This window comes from Nocardia sp. NPDC004123 (genome assembly GCF_053603795.1).
Genome location: NZ_JBSGGG010000034.1, coordinates 89,780 through 111,248, shown reverse-complemented (window position 1 = coordinate 111,248; position 21,469 = coordinate 89,780). Strand labels below are relative to the sequence as shown.

Genomic DNA, 21,469 nt, shown 5'->3' with positions numbered 1-21,469 from the left:
ACTAACTCAGGAGTGGACAGATGATCGTGGTAACCGGTGCGACCGGAAATGTCGGCAGCGCTCTCGTGCGGGAGCTCGCGGAGGCCGGCGAGAAGGTGGTCGCGGTGTCACGCGGCGAGAAGCCGGTGGATCTGCCCGAGGGCGCCGAGCACCGCCGCGCCGATATCGGGGAGCTGGACAGCCTCGCCGAGGCGGTGGCGGGTGCGCGGGCGTTGTTCCTGCTCATCACGGGCCCGCAGCTGGTGACGGGACCGGCGGTCGCCGAGGTGCTGGAAACCGTTGCGGCGGCGGGTGTCCGGCGAGTGGTGTTCCTGTCCTCGCAGGGCGCGGTGACGCGGCCGGGCAGCGACGGCTACGCCCGCACGCTGGAATTCGAGAAGGCGCTGGCCGCTTCGGATCTGGAGTGGACGGTGCTGCGGCCGGGCGGGTTCTTCAGCAATACCTTCGCCTGGATCGAGCCGGTGCGGGCCGAGCGGATGATTCCCGCGCCGTTCGGGGATGTCGGCCTGCCGCAGGTGGATCCGGCCGATATCGCGGCCATGGCCGCGGCGGCGCTGCGGGAGGACGGCCATGACCGGCAGGTCTACACGGTGACCGGCCCCGAGCTCGTCACCCCGCGCCAGCAGGCACAGGCGCTGGCGGCCGCACTGGGCGAGCCGCTGCGGTTCGCGGAGCTCACCCGCGAGCAGGCCCGGGTGAACATGCTGCGGTTCATGCCGGAATCGGTCGCGGACCACACGCTCACCATCCTCGGCGAGCCGACGCCCGAGGAGCAGCTGGTCAGCGGTGATGTCGAGCGGGTGCTGGGCCGGCGGGCAACCGGATACGCCGAATGGGCGGCCCGCGTGGCTCCGGCCTTCCGGTGAATCTCGCCATTGAACATTTAGTATGCTATCGCTTATCGTAAGCGTATGCATACTAAATCGTTCTCGGACGGGACCGTGCTGATGCCGTGGAATCCCGGCCCGAATCACCAGCTCTCGGGCCCGGTCTTCGTCAGCGTCACCGATTTCCTCGCGAGTTCGGAGACGGAGTCGCGCGAGATCTATACGACCGGGCTGGAATTGGGGAAAACGTGGCCGGTCATGCAGGGCGCGATCGGCCTGTGGCTGTGGGGCAGGCCGGCCGAGTTCCGCGGCGGCTCGATCTCGGTGTGGGAGTCGGAGCGGGATATGCGCCGGTTCGTGCGGTGGCCGGTGCACACCGCGATCGTGCGAGCCTGGCGCGGCCGGGTCGGCATCGGCGTCGACTCCTGGCAGGCCGAAAAGTTCGACGCCGACGCGATTCTGACCCGCGCCGGCGACACGATCGAAAGGCCGCACCGGCGCGCCGCCTAATCTTGTCCGCATGACAGACCGTCCGGACCTGGCAGCGATGATCGTCCCCCTGGGCCGCGCCCTCATGGCGGCGGAGCAACCGGTGCTCACCGCACACGGACTCACCATGTGGGCGTACGTCGTGCTGCTGCATCTGGACGAGGGGCCCGCGCGGGGTCAGGGCGTGCTGGCGCAGGAGATCGGGGCGGACAAGACGCGCATCATCGCGGTGCTCGACGACCTGCAGGAGCGCGGCCTCATCGAACGCCACCCCGATCCGGCCGACCGCCGCGCCCGGCTGCTCGCCCTCACGCCCGAGGGCCGTCGCCTGCGTGATGCGGCGCAGGCCGGGATCCAGGCCCACGAGGATCACCTGCTGGGCAAGCTCCCCGCCGCCGATCGCCGCGGCTTCCTCAATGCCCTCATCACCCTCGCCGCCCTCCCCCGTGACGAAATCAGCGGCCCCTGACCAGGTTCAGCCGATGTCGATGGGGTCGATCTGGACGCGCAGGGGCGCGTCGGAGCGATGGGTGCTGCGGACGGCCTGAGCGGCGGTGAGGGCCCGGGAGAGAGCGGCGCCGGTGGCGCGGTCGGCGCGCAGGATCATGCGTTCGACCTCGGCGGGAGAGTCTCCGGAGGAGAACGGCTTTCGCGCACCCGGCGGCAGCGGCACCGGGCCCAGGATCTCCACACCGTCGGGGAGCTGTGCCTCGCCGAGCAATTCGGCGATGGAGTCCGGTGTGCCGTCGATGGCGGCGAAGCGGACCGCGGGCGGGAAGCGCACCTCGGTGCGCTGCTCGAGCTCGAAACCGGCGTGCCACACCGGGTCCCAGCGCACCAGCGCCTGCACGGTCGGGATCCCGGCGTCCGCCATGACGATGACCCGGCCGCCGGGGCGCACCAGCGCCGCGGCCGACATCCAGCGGCGCAGGGCATCTTCGGCGGCGCGGAGATCGGCGCGGCCGAGCAGGGCCCAGCCGTCGAGCAGCATGGCGACGGCGTAACCGCCGGTCACCCGGGGTTCCGCGCCGATGGTGGACACCACGACCTGCGGGCCTTCCGGCACGGTGTTCAGGATCGACGACCCGCCCGAACCTCGTACGGGCACACCGGGAAACGCGCGTCCCAGTTCTTCGGCCGTGCGCGACGCACCGATGACGACGGCCCGCAGCGCCCGCGATCCGCAGGCTCCGCAGCGGAAGGCCGCCTCGGTGATCCCGCACCAGCGGCAGGCCGGGCTCTGTGCCTCGGCCACCCCTTCCCGCCCGCTGCGCAGCGCGCCACGTGACGCGGGCGCGCTGTCCGGCAGCGCCAGTGGACCGTTGCAATGGCGGCAGCGTGCCGGGGTCCGGCACTTGGCGCAGGCGAGCGCCGGGATGTATCCGCGCCGCGGCACCTGAACCAGCACCGGCCCACCGGCTTTGATCGCCTTGCGCGCCTCCGTGAACGCCACGGCCGGAATGCGGATGGCCTGCGCGATCGGGTCCCGCTCCAATGCCGCGTCGGTGTCGCCGGGCGCGGTGATGCGGGGCATGGCCTGCCGCACCACGGCCCGATCCGCGAGCAGATCGTGCGCCCAGCCGGATTCGACGATCGCCTGCACCTCGGCCGTCCGCGAGAACCCGCCCGCCACGAACGCCGCCCCGGTCTCGTGCGCCCGCAACATGGCCACTTCCCGCGCATGCGGATACGGCGACCGCGGTTCGGCGAAGGTGTCGTCCCCGTCATCCCAGATGGCGATCAGCCCAAGGTCTTTCACCGGCGAGAACACGGCACTCCGCGTCCCCACGACGACCCGCGCCTTTCCCCGCAACACCCACAGCCACCGCCGATACCGCGCCGAGGGCCCCAACCCCGCCGCCAACCCCACCGCCGACTCCCCCACCAGCGCAACACATTCCCCCAGCACCCGATCCAGATCCCGCTGATCCGGCACCATGATCACCGCACTGCGCCCGCCACGCACGGTCACCGCCGCCAGCTCCGCCAGCCGCCGCGCCCAGTCCTCCCCCGGCAATGCCTGCCACCCCGCCCGCGGCCCGCGCCCTGCCGCCAGCGCGCCCAGGAACGAATGCCCGTGGACATACCGCCCCCACGCCGGGAACTCTGCGGCCGACGTCGGCGAAGCAGCAGTCACCGGCTGTTGCCCCGACTCGCCCGCCGGCACCGCGGCCGCCGAAGCCGTCGAGTGGTCGCCGGCAGCGAGCACAACCAGATCAGGCTGCGCCGCAACGGTTCCCGTCGAGCTTTCGGCGGCGAGCGCGCCCGAATCGACGGCCACAGACATCGACACCGAATCTCTGTCGGCGACAAGAGTCACCTCATCCGCGGCGGATACATCGCTGCCCAGGACCGGGACGGTGTCCGCGCCCTCGCCGTACGCGGCGTACCCGATGTCGCCTCCGCCTTCCGCCATCGCGAGCGCCGACTCCCCCACGGACTCGACACCTTGCGGAACGGTTTGCGCGGCAGCGTCTTCAGCGTTTCCGGCCACGACGGAGATCGCCGCGTCACTCGGATGCGATGCGATGGCGCGGGCCTGCGTAACGCCGGCGTGGGCCGAGTCATCGGCTGCCACAACCGGATCAGCGGCCGGTGGGCTCTTCTTCGAAGTGCGCTTGGGCTTTTCGGGCTTTTCCACGCCCTCCGATTCGACCTTGGCGTGGCGGGGCGGGATGGCGAGGCGGAGGACGTCGGCGCGGGTGCCCGCGTAACGGGCGGCCACGGCCGTGACGAGGGCGAGGATCTCCGGGGTGAGGACGCGTTCGCCGGAGACGACGCGTTCGAGGCGGACGAGTTTGCCGGTGTGATCGGACTTTTCGCGGCGTTCGAGGAGGTAGCCGTCGACGAGGCGGCCGGAGAAGCGGACGCGGACACGGACGCCGGGCTGGGCGAGTTCGTCCATCTCGGGCGGGACCAGGTAGTCGAAATCCCGGTCCAGGTGCGCGGGTTCGAGCAGGGGCAGGACCCGCGCGATCGGGCGGAACTCGCCAACGCGCTCCACCCCCCTGCGCTTGGCGGGAGCGTCGGACTCGGAGAGGTTCTCCGTGCCCGACGCTCCCGTCGAGAGTGGTGGGGTGCCGCTCAATTACAGCCCGGCGGCCGCACGCAGCTTCTCCGCGCGGTCGGTGCGCTCCCACGGCAGATCGACGTCGGTGCGGCCGAAGTGGCCGTAGGCGGCGGTCGGCGCGTAGATCGGGCGCAGCAGGTCCAGGTCGCGGATGATCGCGCCGGGACGCAGGTCGAAGACCTGACCGATGGCGTCGGAGATCTTGATCGGGTCGATCAGCTCGGTGCCGAAGGTCTCGACGAACAGACCGACCGGGGCGGCCTTGCCGATGGCGTAGGCGACCTGGACCTCGACCCGCTCGGCCAGGCCGGCGGCGACGACATTCTTGGCGACCCAGCGCATGGCGTAGGCGGCCGAGCGGTCGACCTTCGACGGGTCCTTGCCCGAGAAGGCGCCGCCGCCGTGGCGGGCCATGCCGCCGTAGGTGTCGACGATGATCTTGCGGCCGGTCAGGCCCGCGTCACCCATGGGTCCACCGAGCACGAACTTGCCGGTCGGGTTGACCAGCAGGCGGACATCGGAGGTGTCCAGCGGGTTGGGCAGCTGGAGCTCGCCGAGCACCGCGTCGACGACCTTCTCGCGGATGTCCGGGGTGAGCAGGTTGTCCAGGTCGATGTCGGCCGCGTGCTGGGTCGAGATGACCACGGTGTCGAGGCGCTTGGGGATGGCGCCGTCGTACTCGATGGTGACCTGGGTCTTGCCATCGGGACGCAGGTACGGCAGCACGCCGGACTTGCGGACCTCGGTCAGGCGGCGAGACAGCTTGTGCGCCAGCGAGATCGGCAGCGGCATCAGCTCGGGGGTCTCGACGGTGGCGTAGCCGAACATCAGGCCCTGGTCGCCCGCGCCCTGACGGGCGATCTCGTCGTCCTCGCCGCCCACGCGGGCCTCGTGCGAGGTGTCCACGCCCATGGCGATGTCCGGCGACTGGGCGCCGATGGCGACGTTCACACCGCAGGAGGCGCCGTCGAACCCCTTTGCCGAGGAGTCGTACCCGATCTCCAGGACCTTCTCGCGGACGATGGTCGGAATATCGGCGTAGGCCGTGGTGGTGACCTCACCGGCCACGTGTACCTGACCGGTGGTCACCAGGGTCTCCACCGCGACCCGGCTGCGCGGATCGGCCGCGAGCAACGCGTCGAGGATGGAATCGCTGATGGCATCACAGATCTTGTCGGGGTGACCCTCGGTCACCGACTCACTGGTGAATAGGCGGCTGCCAGACGTGCGCACAGTTGTTCCCTCTCCCTCAACGGGTTTCTCGTATCGGGTGGCGACAGTAGCGTCTCCGCTGCATCGCACAACCCTTTGTCTCAGGTTATTCCAATATGTTCGTCACAGGGGCGAGCCGCCCTCGTTAAGAACACATCGTGACTCAGACAGTCGCCGTTAATCTGCCGCCCCAGCGGGGGCAGCGGCAAGTGCCCGAACCCTGCGGTGCCGAGGCTTCAGCGGAGCAAGGGGCCGAGTGCATCCAGCACCCGGCTGGCCAGCAGTGCCTTGGACCCGTGGTCCAGGGCGATCTCGGTGCCGTCGGCACCGAGCAACCAGCCGTCGTTGGTGTCGACCTCGAAGGCCTTCCCCTCCCCGACGGCATTCACGACCAGCAGGTCGCAGCCTTTGCGGGCCAGTTTGGCCCGGGCGTGGGTGAGCACATCCGCGTGCTCGTCCCCGGTCTCGGCGGCGAAGCCGACGATCGCGGTGCCCGGTAGGTGCCCGTCGCGACGGGACTGCACCAACCCGGCCAGGATATCCGGTGTCTTGGCGAGCGCGATCGAATCCGGTTCTCCCGCACCCTTTTTGATCTTAGCCGCCGCCACGTTCACCGGACGGAAGTCGGCCACCGCCGCGGCCATGACGACCGCGTCCGCACCCAGCGAGTGCTTGTCGACGGCCACCTTCAGCTGTTCGGCGGTGGTCACGTGCACGACCTCGACCGCGGCCGGCGGCTCGAGCCCGACGGTATTGCCCGCGATCAGCGTCACCTGCGCACCGCGCTGGGCGGCCAGGCGGGCGATCGCGTAGCCCTGCTTGCCGGAACTCCGATTGCCCAGGAAACGCACCGGATCCAGCGGTTCCCGGGTGCCGCCCGCGGACACCACGACGCGGCGGCCCTCGAGGTCGCGCGGCAGGGCGTCGGCACGTTCGAGCAGCAGCCGGGCCAGACCGAAGATCTCCTCCGGCTCGGGCAGCCGGCCCGGGCCGGTGTCGGTGCCGGTCAGCCGGCCCGAGGCCGGTTCCATGACCACGGCGCCGTGCGCGCGCAGCGTCGCCACGTTCGCCCGGGTGGCCGGGTGCTCCCACATCTCGGTGTGCATGGCCGGGGCGAACAGGATCGGACAGCGCGCGGTCAGCAGCGTCGCGGTCAGCAGATCGTCGGCGCGGCCCTGCGCGGCGCGGGCCATGAGGTCCGCGGTGGCGGGGGCGATGACGACCAGGTCGGCCTCCTGGCCGAGGCGCACGTGCGGCACCTCGGGCACATCGGCGAAGACACCGGTGTGCACGGGGTGGCCGGACAGCGCCTCGAAGGTGGCCTTGCCGACGAATTGCAGCGCCGACTCGGTGGGAATGACACGAACCTCGTGCCCGGTTTCGGTGAACCGGCGCACGAGGTTGCAGCTCTTGTAGGCGGCGATACCGCCGCCGACTCCGACGACGATCCGGGTCACCGCGGGACTACTCCCCTTCGGAGTGCTCGAGCAGGTCGGCGTGGATCTCGCGCATCGCCACCGACAGCGGCTTCTCCTGCAGACCCGGCTCGACCAGCGGACCGACGTATTCGAGAATGCCGTCGCCGAGCTGGTTGTAGTAATCGTTGATCTGCCGCGCCCGCTTGGCCGCGTAGATGACCAGCGCGTACTTGGACGAAGTCCGCTCCAGCAGTTCGTCGATCGGCGGGTTGGTGAGGCCGACCGGAGTGTCGTAGGCGGGCGCGGTCTTGATGTCCGTACTCACTAGGAGGACTCCTGCGGGGTTGTTCGGAAGGGTGGAGTCCGGCTCACTTCGAAGATGAGCCGGTAGTTCGGGGCCTATGACCCCGAATTTGTGCTAACGAACAACGATACCAACTGCTCACAGGCGCTGGTCACGTGGTCGTTCACGATGACGATGTCGAACTCGTCACATGCAGCCAATTCGGTGCGAGCGGTCTGCAGACGACGCTCGATCACCTCGGGCGATTCCGTCCCGCGCGAGGTCAGGCGGGACACCAGCTCGTCCCAGCTGGGTGGGGCCAGGAAGACCAGTTTGGCTTCCGGCATGGTCTTGCGGATCGAGCGCGCGCCCTCGAGGTCCACCTCGATCAGGACGTGATGTCCGGACGTGAGCGCTTCCCGCACGGGTGCGGCCGGGGTGCCCGACCGCTGCAGTCCACCATGGATGTCGGCCCATTCGAGCAGTTCGCCCGCCGCGATCATGGCGTCGAACTTCTCACGGGTGACGAATCGGTAGTCCCGGCCGTCGACCTCCCCGGGCCGCGGAGCCCGGGTGGTGGCCGACACACTGAATACCAATTCGGGCAGTCGTTCGCGCACGCAGCGCACGACGGTGGACTTACCGACGGCCGAGGGGCCGACCAGGACAACCAGTCGACCCTTCCGAGTGTGTTCGACCACCCTCGGATTATTCGGCGCTGAAGTCGAACCGGGCCAGCAGCGCCTTACGCTGCCGGTCGCCCAGTCCGCGCAGGCGGCGGGTGGGAGCGATCTCGAGCTCGCTCATGATCTCGGCCGCCTTGACCTTGCCGACCTTCGGCAGGGCCTCGAGCAGCGCCGAAACCTTCATCTTGCCGAGGACTTCGTCCTTCTCGGCGTCCGCAAGGACCGTCTTCAGATCGGTGCCACCACGCTTCAAGCGCTCCTTGAGCTCCGCCCGAGCGCGGCGAGCGGCAGCCGCCTTCTCCAAAGCAGCGGCGCGCTGCTCGTCAGTCAGCTGGGGAAGGGCCACGGTTCCTCCGTCTCATCGTTCATTGCTTGATCTACCTCCGGTAACCCGGTGGTCTCAGCGACCGTACCCACGACGCTTGCCGATTGCGAACCCACCCCCCAGGTCAGCGCGTGATTCGGGCCGCGACCGGGCCGGATGGGCAGCGGCGCGGGCAGTGCCGGACCGGCCCCCGCGGTCGGCTCGATACGGTCGCGAATAGCCTTGCAGCCAGGGCTTTTTCACGGACTTGACAGGGCCCGGGAGAGGTCGGACGGGCCCCGCGCGAAACCGTGACCGACCTGTAATCACGCGACCTGGATTTTTCTTGGATTTCTCGGCGTGTCGTTCGATTCAACACCGCGTGTCGCGCGTCACCCGAGGCGCAGCGAACGGTGCCGAATCACGCAATTCCGACACCTTCCCTTGCAGGTCGGGCCGGTTCGGGGCGGCCCTGCCACCGTCGGAACGGCCCGTTTTCCACCCCTCACGCGGCCACTGACGGCTCAAACCTCCCGGCACCGAGAACTACGCCCGCCGCGGTGCGGCGGGCGCGAGAGAGGCGATACGGACAAGCGTTCGATCGGCTCGCCGGACGGGTTCGCCAACAGCGAACAAGATCGCGTCAGTCGTCGTATTGGCACAGCTCAACGAGCGTGCCCTCCGGAGCCCGCACATGCGCCACGCGCATGCCCCACGCGGGCTGTTCGGCGGGCTCGGCGGCGATCCGGGCGCCGCGCTCGCGCAGGCTCTCGACGGCCCGGTCGACATCGGCGACGCGCAAAACCACGACGACCGTGTCGATCTCGCCGCGCGGGCGGTGCGCGACGCCGATCGCGGCGTCCATGTAGGCGCGGGTGAACAGCGCGAGATCCTGGCCGCCGAGCGTGAAGCACGCGTAGGGGCCATCGTCGGATTCGGGGACGTCGCCGGGCACCTCCCGCTTCAGGGGCAGGCCCAGGACGTCGCGATAGAAGCGATAGCTGGACGCGAAATCGTCCACCAGGACGCGGGTTTGGCCGTAGGAGACGAGGCCGAGGCCGGCGTCGGACATGAGAAATCCCACCTTTCTACCGAGCAGTCGGGTTTCAGCCTAAGTGCACCGGGGAAGGCGGCCGATCAGGCCCTCCCAGACGGAATCAGTTGCTCTCCATGGCGATTCGCAGGCCCAGCCCGACCATGAAGGTGCCCATGGCGGCGTCGAGGGCGCGGCGCACCCGGCGGCGGGTGAACACGTGCCGCAGCGCGCCCACACCGAAGGCCAGGATCACGAACCAGAACAGGTTGGCGATCGTGCACACGATGGCCAGTTCGAGGGTGCCCAGCGCGGAGGGATCGGCGGGCAGGAACTGCGGCACCAGTGCGATGAAGAACACGGCGCACTTGGGATTCAGCAGGTTGGTGAGCAGGCCCTGCCGGAAGGCGACCAGCGTGCCGCGACGGTTCGCGGCCGCATCGGGATCGGGCCGGTAGTCGCCGCGCCGCGCGGCCAGCAGCGCGCGAATGCCGATGTAGGCCAGGTAGATCGCGCCGACCAGCTTCACCACCGTGTACGCCTCGGCCGAGGCGGCCAGCAGCCCGGCCACGCCGATCGCGGTGACCAATGCCCACACGAACACGCCGACCGCGATGCCGCCCGCGCTGGCGGCCCCGGCGCGACGGCCGGAGACCACCGAATTCCGCAGCACGATCAGGAAATCCGGCCCGGGCGACATGGAGCCGAGCACGATCACCCCGGCCAGCGTGAGAATCTCGGTGAGCGACAGCACTCGGCCAGCCTACGCGGCGGCCCGGTGCCGGTTCCGGCCCCGATTCAGGCGCCGGGCCAGAAGTCCTTCAGGCCGGGAGCCGCCTCCGCGCCCTGGCGCAGGCCCGCTTCGTAGGCGGGCTTCAGGGCGGCGGCGTTGAACAGGTCGGGGCCGTATGCGGCGATGGCGCCGGCGTCGGGGACGATGAATGCCGTTGCCGCACCGCCCAGCTCGCGATCGGTGGGGCTGTGCGGGAACAGGTGGGCCAGCGGTTCGATGATCAGCATGCGTTCGGCGCCGGCGGCCAGGTCGGCATTGATCGGCGAGCGCATGCCGCCGTCGAAGTAGTAGGCACCGTCGATCGGGATGGGCGGGAAGACGCCGGGCACCGACGTGCTCGAGGCCAGCGCCTCGGGCAGGGTGGCCTTGCCATCGGGAGTCCACACCTGGAGTGCGCCGGTGGTGACGCTGATGGCGGTGATCCGCAGATCGCGCTGCGGCCAGGATGCGTTGCCGACGAACCCGCCGATGCGGGCGATATGGTCGGCCGGATCGCCGACCGCCATCTCCAGCGCGCGGACGCCGGCGCGTCGGCGCGCCTCATCGGGGTCCAGTCCGGGGGTGGCGAGGATGCCCAGGATCTCACCGAAACTGTTCGGGTCGAACCGGATCGGCGGCAGGTCGGAGTCCGGGGCGGGCCGCCGCAGCAGCAGGCTCAGGTCGACCTCGGCGGCGAGCGCCGCACCGACGACCGCACCGGCGGAGGTGCCGACGATCCGCTCGGCCAGGGCCGGGTCGATACCGGCCTCGCGCAGCGCGATGACCACGCCCGCCATCCAGCTCAGGCCGACCGCGCCACCCCCTCCGAGCACGAGCGCATGACGAATCTCGTTGGGCGGCACCGCGGCAGACATGCTGCCACTGTATCCGAGCGGAAGGAAACGGAGGGTCGTCCTCCGAAATCCGGCTCGGGCCTGAACGGGAATCGCCCCGGTCACGCTGGGGCGGTCGGGGCGATTCCGCGCCGGGTGGGGCGTCGCGGCGCTACCGTATTCAGTCCTGCAGGAACGCGAATTCCGCTGCGAGCTCGGCGACCCGCTGCTTCAGCGCGGTGACCGACGGCCCCGACTTGAGGACCTCGCGGGAGACGTTCGGCAGGACGGCGCCGAGGCCGCTCGCGGGGACCAGCTTGCGGATCGAGTCCGCTCCCCCGCCCTGCGCGCCGACGCCGGGCATGAGGATGGGGCCGTTGAGCGCGCTCAGGTCCGGAGCCGCGTCCAGGGTCGCGCCGACCACCACACCCACGGAACCGAATTCGGCTCCGGCATTGGCGGCCGCGGCGTCGTCGACCATGCGCTGGGCGATGCTGCGGCCGTCGGAGCCAGTGATGTTCTGCAGTTCCACCGCCTCCGGGTTGGAGGTGGCGGCCAGCACGAACACCCCGCGGTCATTGGCCGCGGCGAGGTCCAGAGCCGGTGCGAGGGAACCGAATCCGAGGTACGGGGAGACGGTGACCGCGTCCGTGCCGAGCGGGCCGTCGCCGAGCCAGGCGTGGGCGTAGGCGTCCATGGTGGAGCCGATATCGCCGCGCTTGGCGTCGGCCAGCACCAGGGTGCCCGCCGCCCGCAGTGCGGCAATCGTCTCCTCCAGCACCAGGATTCCGGCCGAACCGTAGGTCTCGAAGAACGCCACCTGCGGTTTGACCAGTGCCACCCGGCCCGCGAAGGCCCGCACGCAGGCGTCGGCGAACTTCGCCACGCCCGCGGCGTCCTCGCTCAGGCCCCAGGCCCGCAGCAGCGGCGGGTGCGGGTCGATGCCGACACACAGCGGGCCGTGCTCGCGCATCGACTCCCGCAGCCGCGCACCGAAGGTCGTCATCCGCGCAGCACCGCGTGGAGTTCCTGCAGGGACCGCACGCCGATGCCGCCGCGAATGGTGGCCTCGATGCCCTGCACGGCCGCGGCCGCGCCCTGCACGGTGGTGATGCACGGGATGTTCGCGCCCACCGCCGCGGTGCGGATCTCGTAGCCGTCCACGCGCGGGCCGTTGTTGCCGTACGGGGTGTTGAACACGATGTCGACGTCGCCGTCCTTGATCATGTCCACGATGCTGGGCTGGTCGGCCACCTCGTCGGAGTGCTTGCGCACCTGATCGCAGGGAATGCCGTTGCGGCGCAGCATTTCCGCGGTGCCCTCGGTGGCGAGGATGCGGAAGCCCAGGTCGTGCAGGCGCTTGATCGGGAACACCATGGCGCGCTTGTCGCGGTTGGCGATGGACACGAACGCGGTGCCCTCGGTCGGCAGCGAACCGTAGGCGGCCGACTGCGACTTGGCGAACGCGGTGCCGAAGTCGGCGTCGATGCCCATGACCTCGCCGGTGGACTTCATCTCCGGGGAGAGCAGCGAATCCACGCCGGTGCCGTCGGGGCGGCGGAAGCGGTGGAACGGCAGCACGGCCTCCTTGACCGCGACCGGGGCGTCGATCGGCGCGTAGCCGCCGTCGCCCTCGGCCGGGAGCAGGCCCTCCTTGCGCAGCTCGGCGATGCTGGCGCCCAGCGCGATTCGCGCCGCGGCCTTGGCCAGCGGCACCGCGGTGGCCTTGGAGACGAACGGCACGGTGCGGCTGGCGCGCGGGTTGGCCTCGAGGACGTAGAGCACGTCGTCCTTGAGCGCGTACTGCACGTTCAGCAGGCCCTTCACGCCGATGCCCTTGGCGAGCGCGGCGGTGGAGCGGCGCACGGCCTCGATATCGCTGCGGCCCAGGGTGATCGGGGGCAGGGCGCACGCCGAGTCACCGGAGTGGATACCGGCCTCCTCGATGTGCTCCATGACGCCGCCCAGGTAGACCTCCTCGCCGTCGCACAGGGCGTCGACGTCGATCTCGATGGCGTCCTCCAGGAACCGGTCGACCAGCACCGGGTGGTCCGGGGTGATCTCGGTGGCGCGGGAGATGTAGTCCTCGAGGGACGTCTCGTCGTAGACGATCTCCATGCCGCGGCCGCCCAGCACGTAGGACGGGCGCACCAGCACCGGGTAGCCGATCTCGTTGGCGATCTTCTTGGCCTGCGGGAAGGTGGTGGCGGTGCCGTACTTGGGAGCCGGAAGACCGGCTGCCACCAGGACATCGCCGAACTCGCCGCGGTCCTCGGCCAGGTCGATGGCGGCGGCGGAGGTGCCGACCACGGGCACGCCCGCGTCGGTGAGACGCTGGGCCAGGCTCAGCGGGGTCTGGCCGCCGAGCTGGCAGATGACGCCCGCGACGGTGCCGGACTCGGTCTCGGCGTGGTACACCTCGAGCACGTCCTCGAAGGTGAGCGGCTCGAAGTAGAGGCGGTCGGCGGTGTCGTAGTCGGTCGACACGGTCTCCGGGTTGCAGTTGACCATGATGGTCTCGAACCCGGCGGCCGACAGCGTCTGCGCGGCGTGCACACACGAGTAGTCGAACTCGATGCCCTGACCGATGCGGTTCGGACCCGAGCCGAGAATGATGACCTTCTCGCGTTCCTTCTGCGGCGCCACTTCGGATTCCGCGGCGGGATCCAGCTCGTAGGCCGAGTAGTGGTACGGGGTCTTGGCCTCGAACTCGGCCGCGCAGGTGTCGACGGTCTTGAACACCGGGCGGATGCCGAGGCGGTGACGCAGCTCGCGCACGCCGCCCTCACCGGCGAGTTCCGGTCGCAGCGAAGCGATCTGGCGATCGGAGAGGCCGTAGTGCTTGGCCGTGCGCAGCAGCGGCTCGTCCAGCACGGGGGCGTCGATGATCTCCTGGCGCAGCTCCACCAGGCCCGCGACCTCGGCCACGAACCACGGGTCGATGCCGGAGGCGGCGGCCACGTCCTCGATGCTCGCGCCCAGGCGCAGCGCCCGCTCCACCTGGTAGATGCGGCCCTCGGTCGGAACCTTCAGGTCGTCCAGGATGGCCTGCACGTCGGTCCACTCGCCGTCGGGCTGGGTCCAGAAGCCCGCGGCCTTGGTCTCGAGCGAGCGCAGCACCTTGCCCAGGGCCTCGGAGAAGTTGCGGCCCATGGACATCGCCTCGCCGACCGACTTCATGGTGGTGGTCAGCGTCGGGTCGGCGCCCGGGAACTTCTCGAAGGCGAAGCGCGGGGCCTTGACCACGACATAGTCGAGGGTCGGCTCGAAGCAGGCCGGGGTCTCGCCGGTGATGTCGTTGAGGATCTCGTCGAGGGTGTAGCCGATGGCCAGCTTGGCGGCGATCTTGGCGATCGGGAAACCCGTCGCCTTGGAGGCCAGCGCGGACGAGCGCGACACACGCGGGTTCATCTCGATGACGATCAGGCGGCCGTCGCTCGGGTCCACCGCGAACTGGATGTTGCAGCCGCCGGTGTCGACGCCGACCTCGCGCAGGATGGCGATGCCCAGATCGCGCATCTTCTGGTATTCGCGGTCGGTGAGGGTCATGGCCGGGGCGACGGTGACCGAGTCACCGGTGTGCACGCCCATCGGGTCCACGTTCTCGATCGAGCAGACGATGACGACATTGTCCTTGCCGTCGCGCATGAGCTCGAGCTCGAATTCCTTCCAGCCCAGGATCGATTCCTCGATGAGCACGTTCGCGGTGGGCGAGGCGGCCAGGCCGCCGCCGGCGATGCGATCGAGGTCGTCGTGGTTGTAGGCCATGCCCGAGCCCAGGCCGCCCATGGTGAACGACGGGCGTACGACCACCGGGAAGCCCAGTTCCGCAACGGTTTCGCGGACCTCGTCCATGGTGAAGCAGACCTTGGAGCGCGCCGACTCGCCGCCGACCTTGGCGACGATGTCCTTGAACTTCTGGCGGTCCTCACCGCGCTGGATGGCCTCGAAGTCGGCGCCGATCAGTTCGACGTTGTACTTCTCCAGAATGCCGTTCTCGTGCAGGGCGACAGCGCAATTGAGCGCGGTCTGGCCGCCCAGGGTCGCCAGGATCGCGTCCGGGCGCTCCTTGGCGATGACCTTCTCGACGAATTCCCAGGTGATCGGCTCGACATAGGTCGAGTCGGCGAACTCCGGGTCGGTCATGATGGTCGCCGGGTTGGAGTTCACCAGCGACACGCGCAGGCCCTCGGACTTGAGGACGCGACACGCCTGGGTTCCCGAGTAGTCGAACTCGCAAGCCTGGCCGATGACGATCGGGCCCGAGCCGATCACCAGGATGTGGTTGAGATCGGTGCGGCGTGGCATCAGGCTCCTTCCATCAGCATGGCGAAACGGTCGAACAGGTAGGCGGCGTCGTGGGGTCCGGCCGCGGCCTCGGGGTGGTACTGGACGGAGAAGGCGCGGCCGCTCACCAGCTGCACGCCCTCGACGACACCGTCGTTGGCGCAGACGTGGCTGACCTCGGCCTTGCCGAACGGGGTGTCGAAGACCTCGCCGCGCTCGCCCTCCAGGGCGAAGCCGTGGTTCTGCGCGGTGATCGAGATGCGGCCCGAATGATGCTCGACGACCGGCACATTGATGCCGCGGTGGCCGAACTTCATCTTGTAGGTCTTGCGCCCGAAGGCGCGGCCCAGGATCTGGTTGCCGAAGCAGATGCCGAACAGCGGGATGTCCTCGCCCAGCACCTGCTGGGTGAGCGCCACCATGGCGTCCTGGGTGGCCGGGTCGCCCGGGCCGTTGGACAGGAACACACCGTTCGGGTTCAGTTCCTTGATCTGGTCGAAGGTGACGTTGGACGGCACCACGTGCACCCGCATGCCGCGCTGGGCGAACATGCGCGGGGTGTTGGACTTGATGCCCAGGTCCACCGCGACCACCGTGAAGCGGTGCTCGCCGATCGGGTCGACGGTGTACATCTCGTCGGTGGAGACCTCACCGGCCAGGTCGGCGCCCAGCATGGACTGCTGGCCGTTGACCTTGTCGAGCATGTCCTCGTATTCGGTGAGCGACTCACCGGAGAAGATGCCCGCCTTCATGGAACCGCGGGTGCGCAGGTGCCGCACCAGGGCCCGGGTGTCGATGCCCGCGATGCCGACGACGTTCTGGTTCTCCAGTTCGTCCTGCAGGGTGCGGGTGGCGCGCCAGTTGGAGGCGCGGCGCGCGGGGTCGCGCACGGCGTACCCGGCGACCCAGATCCTCGAGGACTCGTCGTCCTCGTCGTTCCAGCCGGTGTTGCCGATCTGCGGCGCGGTGGCCACCACGATCTGGCGGTCGTAGCTGGGGTCGGTGAGGGTCTCCTGGTAGCCCGTCATGGCGGTACAGAACACCGCCTCACCCAATGTCTGCCCGACGGCGCCGAAGGTCGTCCCGCGGAACACGCGGCCGTCCTCGAGCACCATCACGGCGGTGTTTCCGCTGCTCATGCCTCGTCTCCCGTCTTCGTAGCTGCTGCGGTCCATGCCGGGTACACCGCTTTGTCATCACCGCGGAAACCGGTATCCACCTCGGTTCCGGTCGGCAATGTCCAGCGAATCACCAGCACACCGTCTTCCGTCATTACCTTGCCCGCGTGCCCGCGCTCGGCGCGCACCGCGGTAATGGATTCCTGGGGAATCCAGATCGCCGCCGCGCCGTCCCGCTCCAGCAGGATGCCGCGCTCGAACCGGGTCAGTTCCGCCGTGGCGCGGAAACCCAGGTCGCCCACCGTGATTCGCTGAATCCAGCTGGGGGCGAGGGTGCTGCCGAGGTAGAGCCCCGTGGTCGGCTCCAGCAGCTGCGCGCCGCAGTCGGCGGGCACCGGCGGCAGGTCGCCGATCGCCGAAGCCTGCTTCTCGGCCCGCCGGGTCCACGCCCGGTACATCAGCCACAGGCACAGCGCGAACAGCACCAGCAAAACCAGTACCTGCAGTGTGCGCTCCATTACGGTCCTCCGTGTCCTCTTGGGATGAGCGAGGGGACCTGCGTGGTTACGCAAGCTGCCGCCTCCGGGCCCTGAGCGCTCATCCCGTGGTTCCCCACCCGCCGCTAACCGGCGACGATCTTGCCGTCCCGGGCGGTGAGCCGGCCGCGCAGGAAGGTGGCGGTCACCTTCGCGGGCAGGGTCATCGCCTGGAAGGGCGTGTTGCGGGCGATCGAGGCGAGTTCGTCCGCCTCCACCGTCCATTCGGCGGCCGGGTCGATCAGCACCAGGTTGGCGGGTTCGCCGACCGCGAGCGGCCGGCCCTGATCGTCCAGGCCAACGATCCGCGCCGGGTTCTCGCTCATCACCTGCGCGACACCGCGCCAGTCGAGCAGTCCGGGCTCGACCATGGTCTCCACGATGATCGACAGCGCCGTCTCCAGGCCCAGCATGCCGGGACGGGCGGCCGCGAACTCGCAGCACTTGTCCTGGTCGGCGTGCGGGGCGTGGTCGGTGGCGACGCAGTCGATGACGCCCTCGGCGAGGGCCTGTCGCAGCGCGGCCACATCGGAGGTCTCGCGCAGCGGCGGGTTCACCCGGTTCACCGCGTCGTAGGTCTCCAGGCGCGAGTCGTCGAGCAGCAGGTGGTGCGGGGTCACCTCGGCGGTGATCGAAATGCCCTGGGCCTTGGCCCATTTCAGCAGTTCGACGGTGCCGGCGGTGGAAGCGTGGCAGATGTGCACGCGGGCGCCGGCATCGCGGGCCAGCAGCGCGTCGCGGGCCACGATGGACTCCTCGGCGGCGCGCGGCCAGCCGGCCAGGCCCAGGCGGGAGGCGGTCGGACCCTCGTGCGCGACCGCGCCCTTGGTCAGACGCGGCTCCTCGGCGTGCTGGGCGATGAGCACGCCCAGCGAGTTCGCGTATTCGAGGGCGCGGCGCATGATCAGCGGGTCGTAGACGCAGTGGCCGTCGTCGGAGAACATGCGCACCCCGCCGACTCCGGCGGCCATGGTGCCCATTTCGGCGAGCTGCTTGCCTTCGAGCCCGACGGTGACCGCGCCCACCGGGTGCACGTCGACCAGGCCGACCTCCTGGCCGCGCTTCCACACGTGGTCGGTGATGACCGCGGTGTCGGCGACCGGGCTGGTGTTGGCCATGGCGAACACGGCGGTGTAGCCGCCCAGAGCCGCTGCGGCGGAACCGGATTCGATGGTCTCGGTGTCCTCGCGGCCCGGCTCGCGCAGGTGCGTGTGCAGGTCGATGAAGCCGGGCAGCAGGAACTGGCCCTTGCCCTCGACGATCTCCGCGTCGGGTGCGTTCAGGCCCGCGCCGATCTCGCGGATCTCACCGTCGGCCAGCAGCACGTCGACCGCGTCACCCTCGCCGTACAGACGGACATTCTTGATCAGGACGCTCATGCTGTCTCCTTTCCGCGCGATCGGGGGCCCTCCGTGGTTACGCGGGCAAGCACGGGGAGGAGGAGCGACGCCTCCGGGCCTGACCCGATCACGCGACCACCTCGTCGGTTCCGACCAGCAGGCGGAACAGCACCGCCATGCGCATATGGACTCCGTTGTTGACCTGTTGCAGCACAGCCGCTTTCGGGGAATCGGCCACGGAGAACCCGATCTCCATGCCGCGCAGCATGGGTCCGGGGTGCAGCACCACCGCGTGCTCGTCGAGCATCTTCATGCGGCGCTCGTTGAGGCCGTACCGGATCGAGTACTCGCGCGCCGACGGGAAGAAGCCGCCGTTCATGCGCTCGGCCTGCACGCGCAGCATCATGACCGCGTCCGCGCCCGGCAGCTCGGCGTCGAGGGAATCCGAGACCCGCACCGGCCAGGCTTCCACGCCCACCGGCAGCAGCGTGCGCGGCGCGACGAGCACGACCTCCGCGCCGAGCGTGTCGAGCAGGAACGCATTCGAGCGCGCGACCCGGCTGTGCAGGATGTCGCCGACCAGCACGACCCGCTTGCCCTCCAGGTCACCGAGGCGCTGGCGCAGGGTCAGCGCGTCGAGCAGCGCCTGGGTCGGGTGCTCGTGCGTGCCGTCACCGGCATTGATGATCGCGGGGCCGGGACCGGCGTAACCGCTTGCGGCCTCGTTCATCTCGGCGAACCAGCGCGCGATCTGATGGGCCGCGCCCGACGCCGGGTGCCGCACGATGAGCGCGTCCGCGCCCGCCGCGTGCAGGGTCAGCGCGGTGTCGCGGAGTGACTCGCCCTTGGACACCGAGGAACTCGACGCGCTGACATTGATGACGTCGGCGCTCATCCACTTGCCCGCGACCTCGAAGGACACGCGGGTGCGGGTGGAGTTCTCGAAGAACACGGTCATGACCGTGCGCCCGCGCAGCGTCGGCAGCTTCTTGACCTCCCGGCCCAGCAGCGCCTGCTCGAACCGCTCGGCCTCGTCGAGCAGGCCGGTGGCGGCGTCCCGGTCCAGGTCGGTGACCGACAGCAGGTGCTTCACTGGTTGTCACCTTCCTGACGCAGGTAGACACCGTCGCGTCCGTCGTGCTCACGCAGCAGCACCGAGATGTCCTCGGTGCGGGCGGTGGGAACGTTCTTGCCGACGTAGTCCGCGCGGATGGGGAGTTCGCGGTGGCCGCGATCGATGAGCACCGCCAGCTGCACCGCGCGGGGGCGGCCCAGATCGCGCAGGCCGTCCAGCGCGGAGCGCACGGTGCGGCCGGAGAACAGCACATCGTCGACCAGCACCACCAGCGCGTCCTCGATCCCGCCCTCGGGCACCGAGGTGCGCTCGAGCGGACGGTGCGGCTTGGAGCGCAGGTCGTCGCGGTACAGCGTGATGTCCAGGGAGCCGATCGCGGGGCGGACGCCGGAGAATTCCTCGATCCGGCCGGCCAGGCGATGGGCGAGAGTGGTTCCGCGGGTGGGGATTCCGATCAGCACCACACGAGCAACCTGGGGGTCGCCGGAGTCCAGAGCCGTCTTCTCGATGATCTGGTGCGCCATGCGCGCGATGGTCCGGCCCACATCCGAATCCGAGAGCAACTCGCGTCCGGTCTCGACCCGGTCCGGGTCGTGCCGCTGCGAGAACTCGGCAGCGCTCGACTTGGCCGCCCGGTCTTCGGGCACAGCCATGCCGACCTCCTTCCCCGCCTCACGGGACGGTCCGTTAAAGGATGTCTTTCGAGCGGTCACCCTACCAGCGCGCTTACCCGCCGTTGACCGGGCACCCCCCTCCGCGACCGGCGTCAGCGTGCCCTTCGCGACACGCCGCGACCAGCCCGAACCCGAAACGTCCAGACCAACCGGCAAGCCCGCAGCTATGCGCGCCCGGTCGCCCTGTGGCCAGGTTCACGATCCAGCCGCCGGAGCAGTCCCGCGTCAGTGGCCGCTCGGGGTTCTGCGGTCGAAGACCAAGGGGCGGGCGGTGCGCAGGGCGGTGGCGATGGCGCCGAGCAGCACGGCGTCGTCGCCCAGTTCGCTCGGACGGACGGTGGGGCGCAGCGGGGTCGTCCGTTGCAGCGCCGCGCGGACCTGGTCGAGCAGCAGGTCGGCGCTGCGGCCGAGGCCGCCGCCGACCACGATGACATCGGGGTCGAGGACCGCGGTGACGGCGGCCACCACCAGGGCGATGCGTTCGCCTTCCTGGCGGACCACCTCGGTGGCGATGGCGTCGCCGGCGCGGGCGGCATCGAAGACACGTTTGGCGGTGAGGCGGCCGGTCATGCCGCGGGCGCGGGCGGCGCGGACCACGGCGTCGGCGGTGACGGCTTCCTCGAGGGCGCCACGCCGGGAGACGGCGGCGGCGGTGTCGCCGAAAGCGGCCGGAAGGAAGCCGACTTCGCCGGCCGCACCGTGGGCGCCGGTGAAAAGCTCACCCTGGGAGACGATTCCGACGCCGAGGCCGGTGCCGATGAGGACGTAGACGAACAGGCGGCTGCCGCGGCCGCCGCCGTGGGCGTACTCGCCGAGCGCGGCGAGGTTGGCGTCATTGTGGACCGACAGCTCGGAAACGCCAAGAGCGTCCCGTAATTCGTCGAGCAGGCCCGCGCGGCCCCAGCCGGGCAGGTTGACGGCGTAGTGCATCCGGCCGTCCTGGGGATCGAAGACGCCCGGGCTGCCGAGGACGGTGTGGACGATGCGGTCCACGGGAATCGCGGCGTCGCCCAGGATTTCGCGCACGGCCCCGGCCGTCGTCTGGGCGAGGGCCGTGGCGGTGCGCGCACGGTTCGGAATGTCGGTGCGGGACAGTACTTTTCCCGACAGATCGGCCACGGCGGTCCGCAGGAACGCGCGGCCGACATCGATGCCGAGCACGTAGCCCGCGGTCGGATCCGGTTCGTACAGCACCGCCGTCCGTCCGCGCTCGGGGACGACCGTCCCGACCTCCCGCACGAGTCCGTGCTCCTGCAGCGCGGCAAGGGCGCTGGACACGGTGGGCTTGGACAGGCCGGTGTCACGGGCGAGCTGAGCGCGCGAGCCGGGTCCGGCGGTGCGCAGCTGCTCGAGCAGCAACCACTCGTTGTTGCTGCGCAAACGCTGCCTGTTCCAAGGGAGTTCGTCCATGACCGTCCGATCCTGATGCGTCATCGAGCCGACTGTAAACAATCGGCCGCGGCCCTTGACTCCGATAGTAAAGGAATTTAACTTTACAAAACCCATACGCCC

20 protein-coding genes are annotated in these 21,469 nt (G+C 69.9%); 3 read left to right on the top strand and 17 right to left on the bottom strand.

Annotation, left to right across the window (positions count from 1 at the left end):
- Window positions 1–20: 20 nt before the first annotated feature.
- The 3 genes from ACWEQQ_RS38570 to ACWEQQ_RS38560 are packed head-to-tail and all read left to right on the top strand — an operon-like array spanning window position 21 to window position 1,785.
- The gene (locus tag ACWEQQ_RS38570; protein WP_452351648.1) at window positions 21–866 is read left to right on the top strand and encodes an SDR family oxidoreductase; all 846 of its coding nucleotides are present in this window, start codon (window positions 21–23) and stop codon (window positions 864–866) included.
- 45 nt (window positions 867–911) lie between these two features.
- Complete coding sequence (locus ACWEQQ_RS38565; RefSeq protein ID WP_452351647.1) at window positions 912–1,337, top strand: hypothetical protein; 426 nt, start codon at window positions 912–914, stop codon at window positions 1,335–1,337.
- Window positions 1,338–1,347: 10 nt separating this feature from the next.
- A complete protein-coding gene (locus ACWEQQ_RS38560; RefSeq protein WP_452351646.1) occupies window positions 1,348–1,785 on the top strand; it encodes a MarR family winged helix-turn-helix transcriptional regulator in 438 nt (145 codons plus the stop codon).
- A gap of 6 nt (window positions 1,786–1,791) precedes the next feature.
- On the opposite strand, the gene ACWEQQ_RS38555 is transcribed toward ACWEQQ_RS38560, so the two are convergent.
- The 17 genes from ACWEQQ_RS38555 to ACWEQQ_RS38475 form a co-directional block, all read right to left on the bottom strand.
- Complete coding sequence (locus ACWEQQ_RS38555) at window positions 1,792–4,320, bottom strand: primosomal protein N' family DNA-binding protein (RefSeq protein WP_452351645.1); 2,529 nt, start codon at window positions 4,318–4,320, stop codon at window positions 1,792–1,794.
- 84 nt (window positions 4,321–4,404) lie between these two features.
- Window positions 4,405–5,619, bottom strand: coding sequence for a methionine adenosyltransferase (gene metK, locus ACWEQQ_RS38550; protein WP_354837423.1), 1,215 nt, complete (start codon window positions 5,617–5,619; stop codon window positions 4,405–4,407).
- Between the two features lie 215 nt (window positions 5,620–5,834).
- Window positions 5,835–7,055, bottom strand: coding sequence for a bifunctional phosphopantothenoylcysteine decarboxylase/phosphopantothenate--cysteine ligase CoaBC (coaBC, locus tag ACWEQQ_RS38545; protein ID WP_452351644.1), 1,221 nt, complete (start codon window positions 7,053–7,055; stop codon window positions 5,835–5,837).
- Between the two features lie 7 nt (window positions 7,056–7,062).
- On the bottom strand, window positions 7,063–7,341 hold the full coding sequence (gene rpoZ, locus ACWEQQ_RS38540) for a DNA-directed RNA polymerase subunit omega (protein WP_067713345.1): 279 nt from the start codon (window positions 7,339–7,341) through the stop codon (window positions 7,063–7,065).
- A gap of 74 nt (window positions 7,342–7,415) precedes the next feature.
- Window positions 7,416–8,000 carry a guanylate kinase gene (gmk, locus tag ACWEQQ_RS38535; RefSeq protein ID WP_364612498.1) on the bottom strand — a complete coding sequence of 195 codons (585 nt, stop codon included), beginning with the start codon at window positions 7,998–8,000 and terminating at the stop codon, window positions 7,416–7,418.
- 7 nt (window positions 8,001–8,007) lie between these two features.
- Window positions 8,008–8,331 carry an integration host factor, actinobacterial type gene (gene mihF, locus ACWEQQ_RS38530; protein ID WP_033086940.1) on the bottom strand — a complete coding sequence of 108 codons (324 nt, stop codon included), beginning with the start codon at window positions 8,329–8,331 and terminating at the stop codon, window positions 8,008–8,010.
- A gap of 601 nt (window positions 8,332–8,932) precedes the next feature.
- Entirely contained in the window at window positions 8,933–9,361 is a 429-nt protein-coding gene (locus tag ACWEQQ_RS38525) for a VOC family protein (RefSeq protein ID WP_452351643.1), read from the bottom strand.
- A gap of 85 nt (window positions 9,362–9,446) precedes the next feature.
- Window positions 9,447–10,076, bottom strand: coding sequence for a LysE family translocator (locus ACWEQQ_RS38520; RefSeq protein WP_452351642.1), 630 nt, complete (start codon window positions 10,074–10,076; stop codon window positions 9,447–9,449).
- Between the two features lie 44 nt (window positions 10,077–10,120).
- Window positions 10,121–10,969 carry a patatin-like phospholipase family protein gene (locus ACWEQQ_RS38515; protein ID WP_452340022.1) on the bottom strand — a complete coding sequence of 283 codons (849 nt, stop codon included), beginning with the start codon at window positions 10,967–10,969 and terminating at the stop codon, window positions 10,121–10,123.
- Window positions 10,970–11,108: 139 nt separating this feature from the next.
- On the bottom strand, window positions 11,109–11,933 hold the full coding sequence (pyrF, locus tag ACWEQQ_RS38510) for an orotidine-5'-phosphate decarboxylase (protein WP_452351641.1): 825 nt from the start codon (window positions 11,931–11,933) through the stop codon (window positions 11,109–11,111).
- On the bottom strand, window positions 11,930–15,235 hold the full coding sequence (gene carB / locus ACWEQQ_RS38505) for a carbamoyl-phosphate synthase large subunit (protein ID WP_452351640.1): 3,306 nt from the start codon (window positions 15,233–15,235) through the stop codon (window positions 11,930–11,932). The genes pyrF and carB overlap by 4 nt, the downstream gene beginning before the upstream one ends.
- The gene (gene carA, locus ACWEQQ_RS38500) at window positions 15,235–16,353 is read right to left on the bottom strand and encodes a glutamine-hydrolyzing carbamoyl-phosphate synthase small subunit (protein ID WP_452351639.1); all 1,119 of its coding nucleotides are present in this window, start codon (window positions 16,351–16,353) and stop codon (window positions 15,235–15,237) included. The genes carB and carA overlap by 1 nt, the downstream gene beginning before the upstream one ends.
- Window positions 16,350–16,850 (bottom strand): PH-like domain-containing protein, encoded by a 501-nt coding sequence (locus ACWEQQ_RS38495; RefSeq protein ID WP_379468809.1) that lies wholly within the window; start codon window positions 16,848–16,850, stop codon window positions 16,350–16,352. The genes carA and ACWEQQ_RS38495 overlap by 4 nt, the downstream gene beginning before the upstream one ends.
- Window positions 16,851–16,954: 104 nt before the next feature.
- On the bottom strand, window positions 16,955–18,247 hold the full coding sequence (locus ACWEQQ_RS38490; RefSeq protein ID WP_452340026.1) for a dihydroorotase: 1,293 nt from the start codon (window positions 18,245–18,247) through the stop codon (window positions 16,955–16,957).
- Between the two features lie 88 nt (window positions 18,248–18,335).
- Window positions 18,336–19,301 carry an aspartate carbamoyltransferase catalytic subunit gene (locus ACWEQQ_RS38485; protein WP_452340027.1) on the bottom strand — a complete coding sequence of 322 codons (966 nt, stop codon included), beginning with the start codon at window positions 19,299–19,301 and terminating at the stop codon, window positions 18,336–18,338.
- Complete coding sequence (gene pyrR / locus ACWEQQ_RS38480; RefSeq protein ID WP_452351638.1) at window positions 19,298–19,936, bottom strand: bifunctional pyr operon transcriptional regulator/uracil phosphoribosyltransferase PyrR; 639 nt, start codon at window positions 19,934–19,936, stop codon at window positions 19,298–19,300. The genes ACWEQQ_RS38485 and pyrR overlap by 4 nt, the downstream gene beginning before the upstream one ends.
- A gap of 246 nt (window positions 19,937–20,182) precedes the next feature.
- Window positions 20,183–21,391, bottom strand: a complete 1,209-nt coding sequence (locus ACWEQQ_RS38475; RefSeq protein WP_452351637.1) for an ROK family protein — start codon at window positions 21,389–21,391, stop codon at window positions 20,183–20,185.
- Window positions 21,392–21,469: the final 78 nt, after the last annotated feature.

Coding starts and splice junctions, on each gene's coding strand:
- ACWEQQ_RS38560 (WP_452351646.1), top strand. CDS start 1,348: ATGACAGACCGTCCGGACCTGGCAGCGATGATCGTCCCCCTGGGCCGC.
- ACWEQQ_RS38495 (WP_379468809.1), bottom strand. CDS start 16,850: ATGGAGCGCACACTGCAGGTACTGGTTTTGCTGGTGCTGTTCGCGCTG.
- pyrR (WP_452351638.1), bottom strand. CDS start 19,936: ATGGCTGTGCCCGAAGACCGGGCGGCCAAGTCGAGCGCTGCCGAGTTC.
- carB (WP_452351640.1), bottom strand. CDS start 15,235: ATGCCACGCCGCACCGATCTCAACCACATCCTGGTGATCGGCTCGGGC.
- ACWEQQ_RS38525 (WP_452351643.1), bottom strand. CDS start 9,361: ATGTCCGACGCCGGCCTCGGCCTCGTCTCCTACGGCCAAACCCGCGTC.
- ACWEQQ_RS38475 (WP_452351637.1), bottom strand. CDS start 21,391: ATGACGCATCAGGATCGGACGGTCATGGACGAACTCCCTTGGAACAGG.
- ACWEQQ_RS38570 (WP_452351648.1), top strand. CDS start 21: ATGATCGTGGTAACCGGTGCGACCGGAAATGTCGGCAGCGCTCTCGTG.
- ACWEQQ_RS38515 (WP_452340022.1), bottom strand. CDS start 10,969: ATGTCTGCCGCGGTGCCGCCCAACGAGATTCGTCATGCGCTCGTGCTC.
- ACWEQQ_RS38490 (WP_452340026.1), bottom strand. CDS start 18,247: ATGAGCGTCCTGATCAAGAATGTCCGTCTGTACGGCGAGGGTGACGCG.
- ACWEQQ_RS38565 (WP_452351647.1), top strand. CDS start 912: ATGCATACTAAATCGTTCTCGGACGGGACCGTGCTGATGCCGTGGAAT.
- pyrF (WP_452351641.1), bottom strand. CDS start 11,933: ATGACGACCTTCGGTGCGCGGCTGCGGGAGTCGATGCGCGAGCACGGC.
- carA (WP_452351639.1), bottom strand. CDS start 16,353: ATGAGCAGCGGAAACACCGCCGTGATGGTGCTCGAGGACGGCCGCGTG.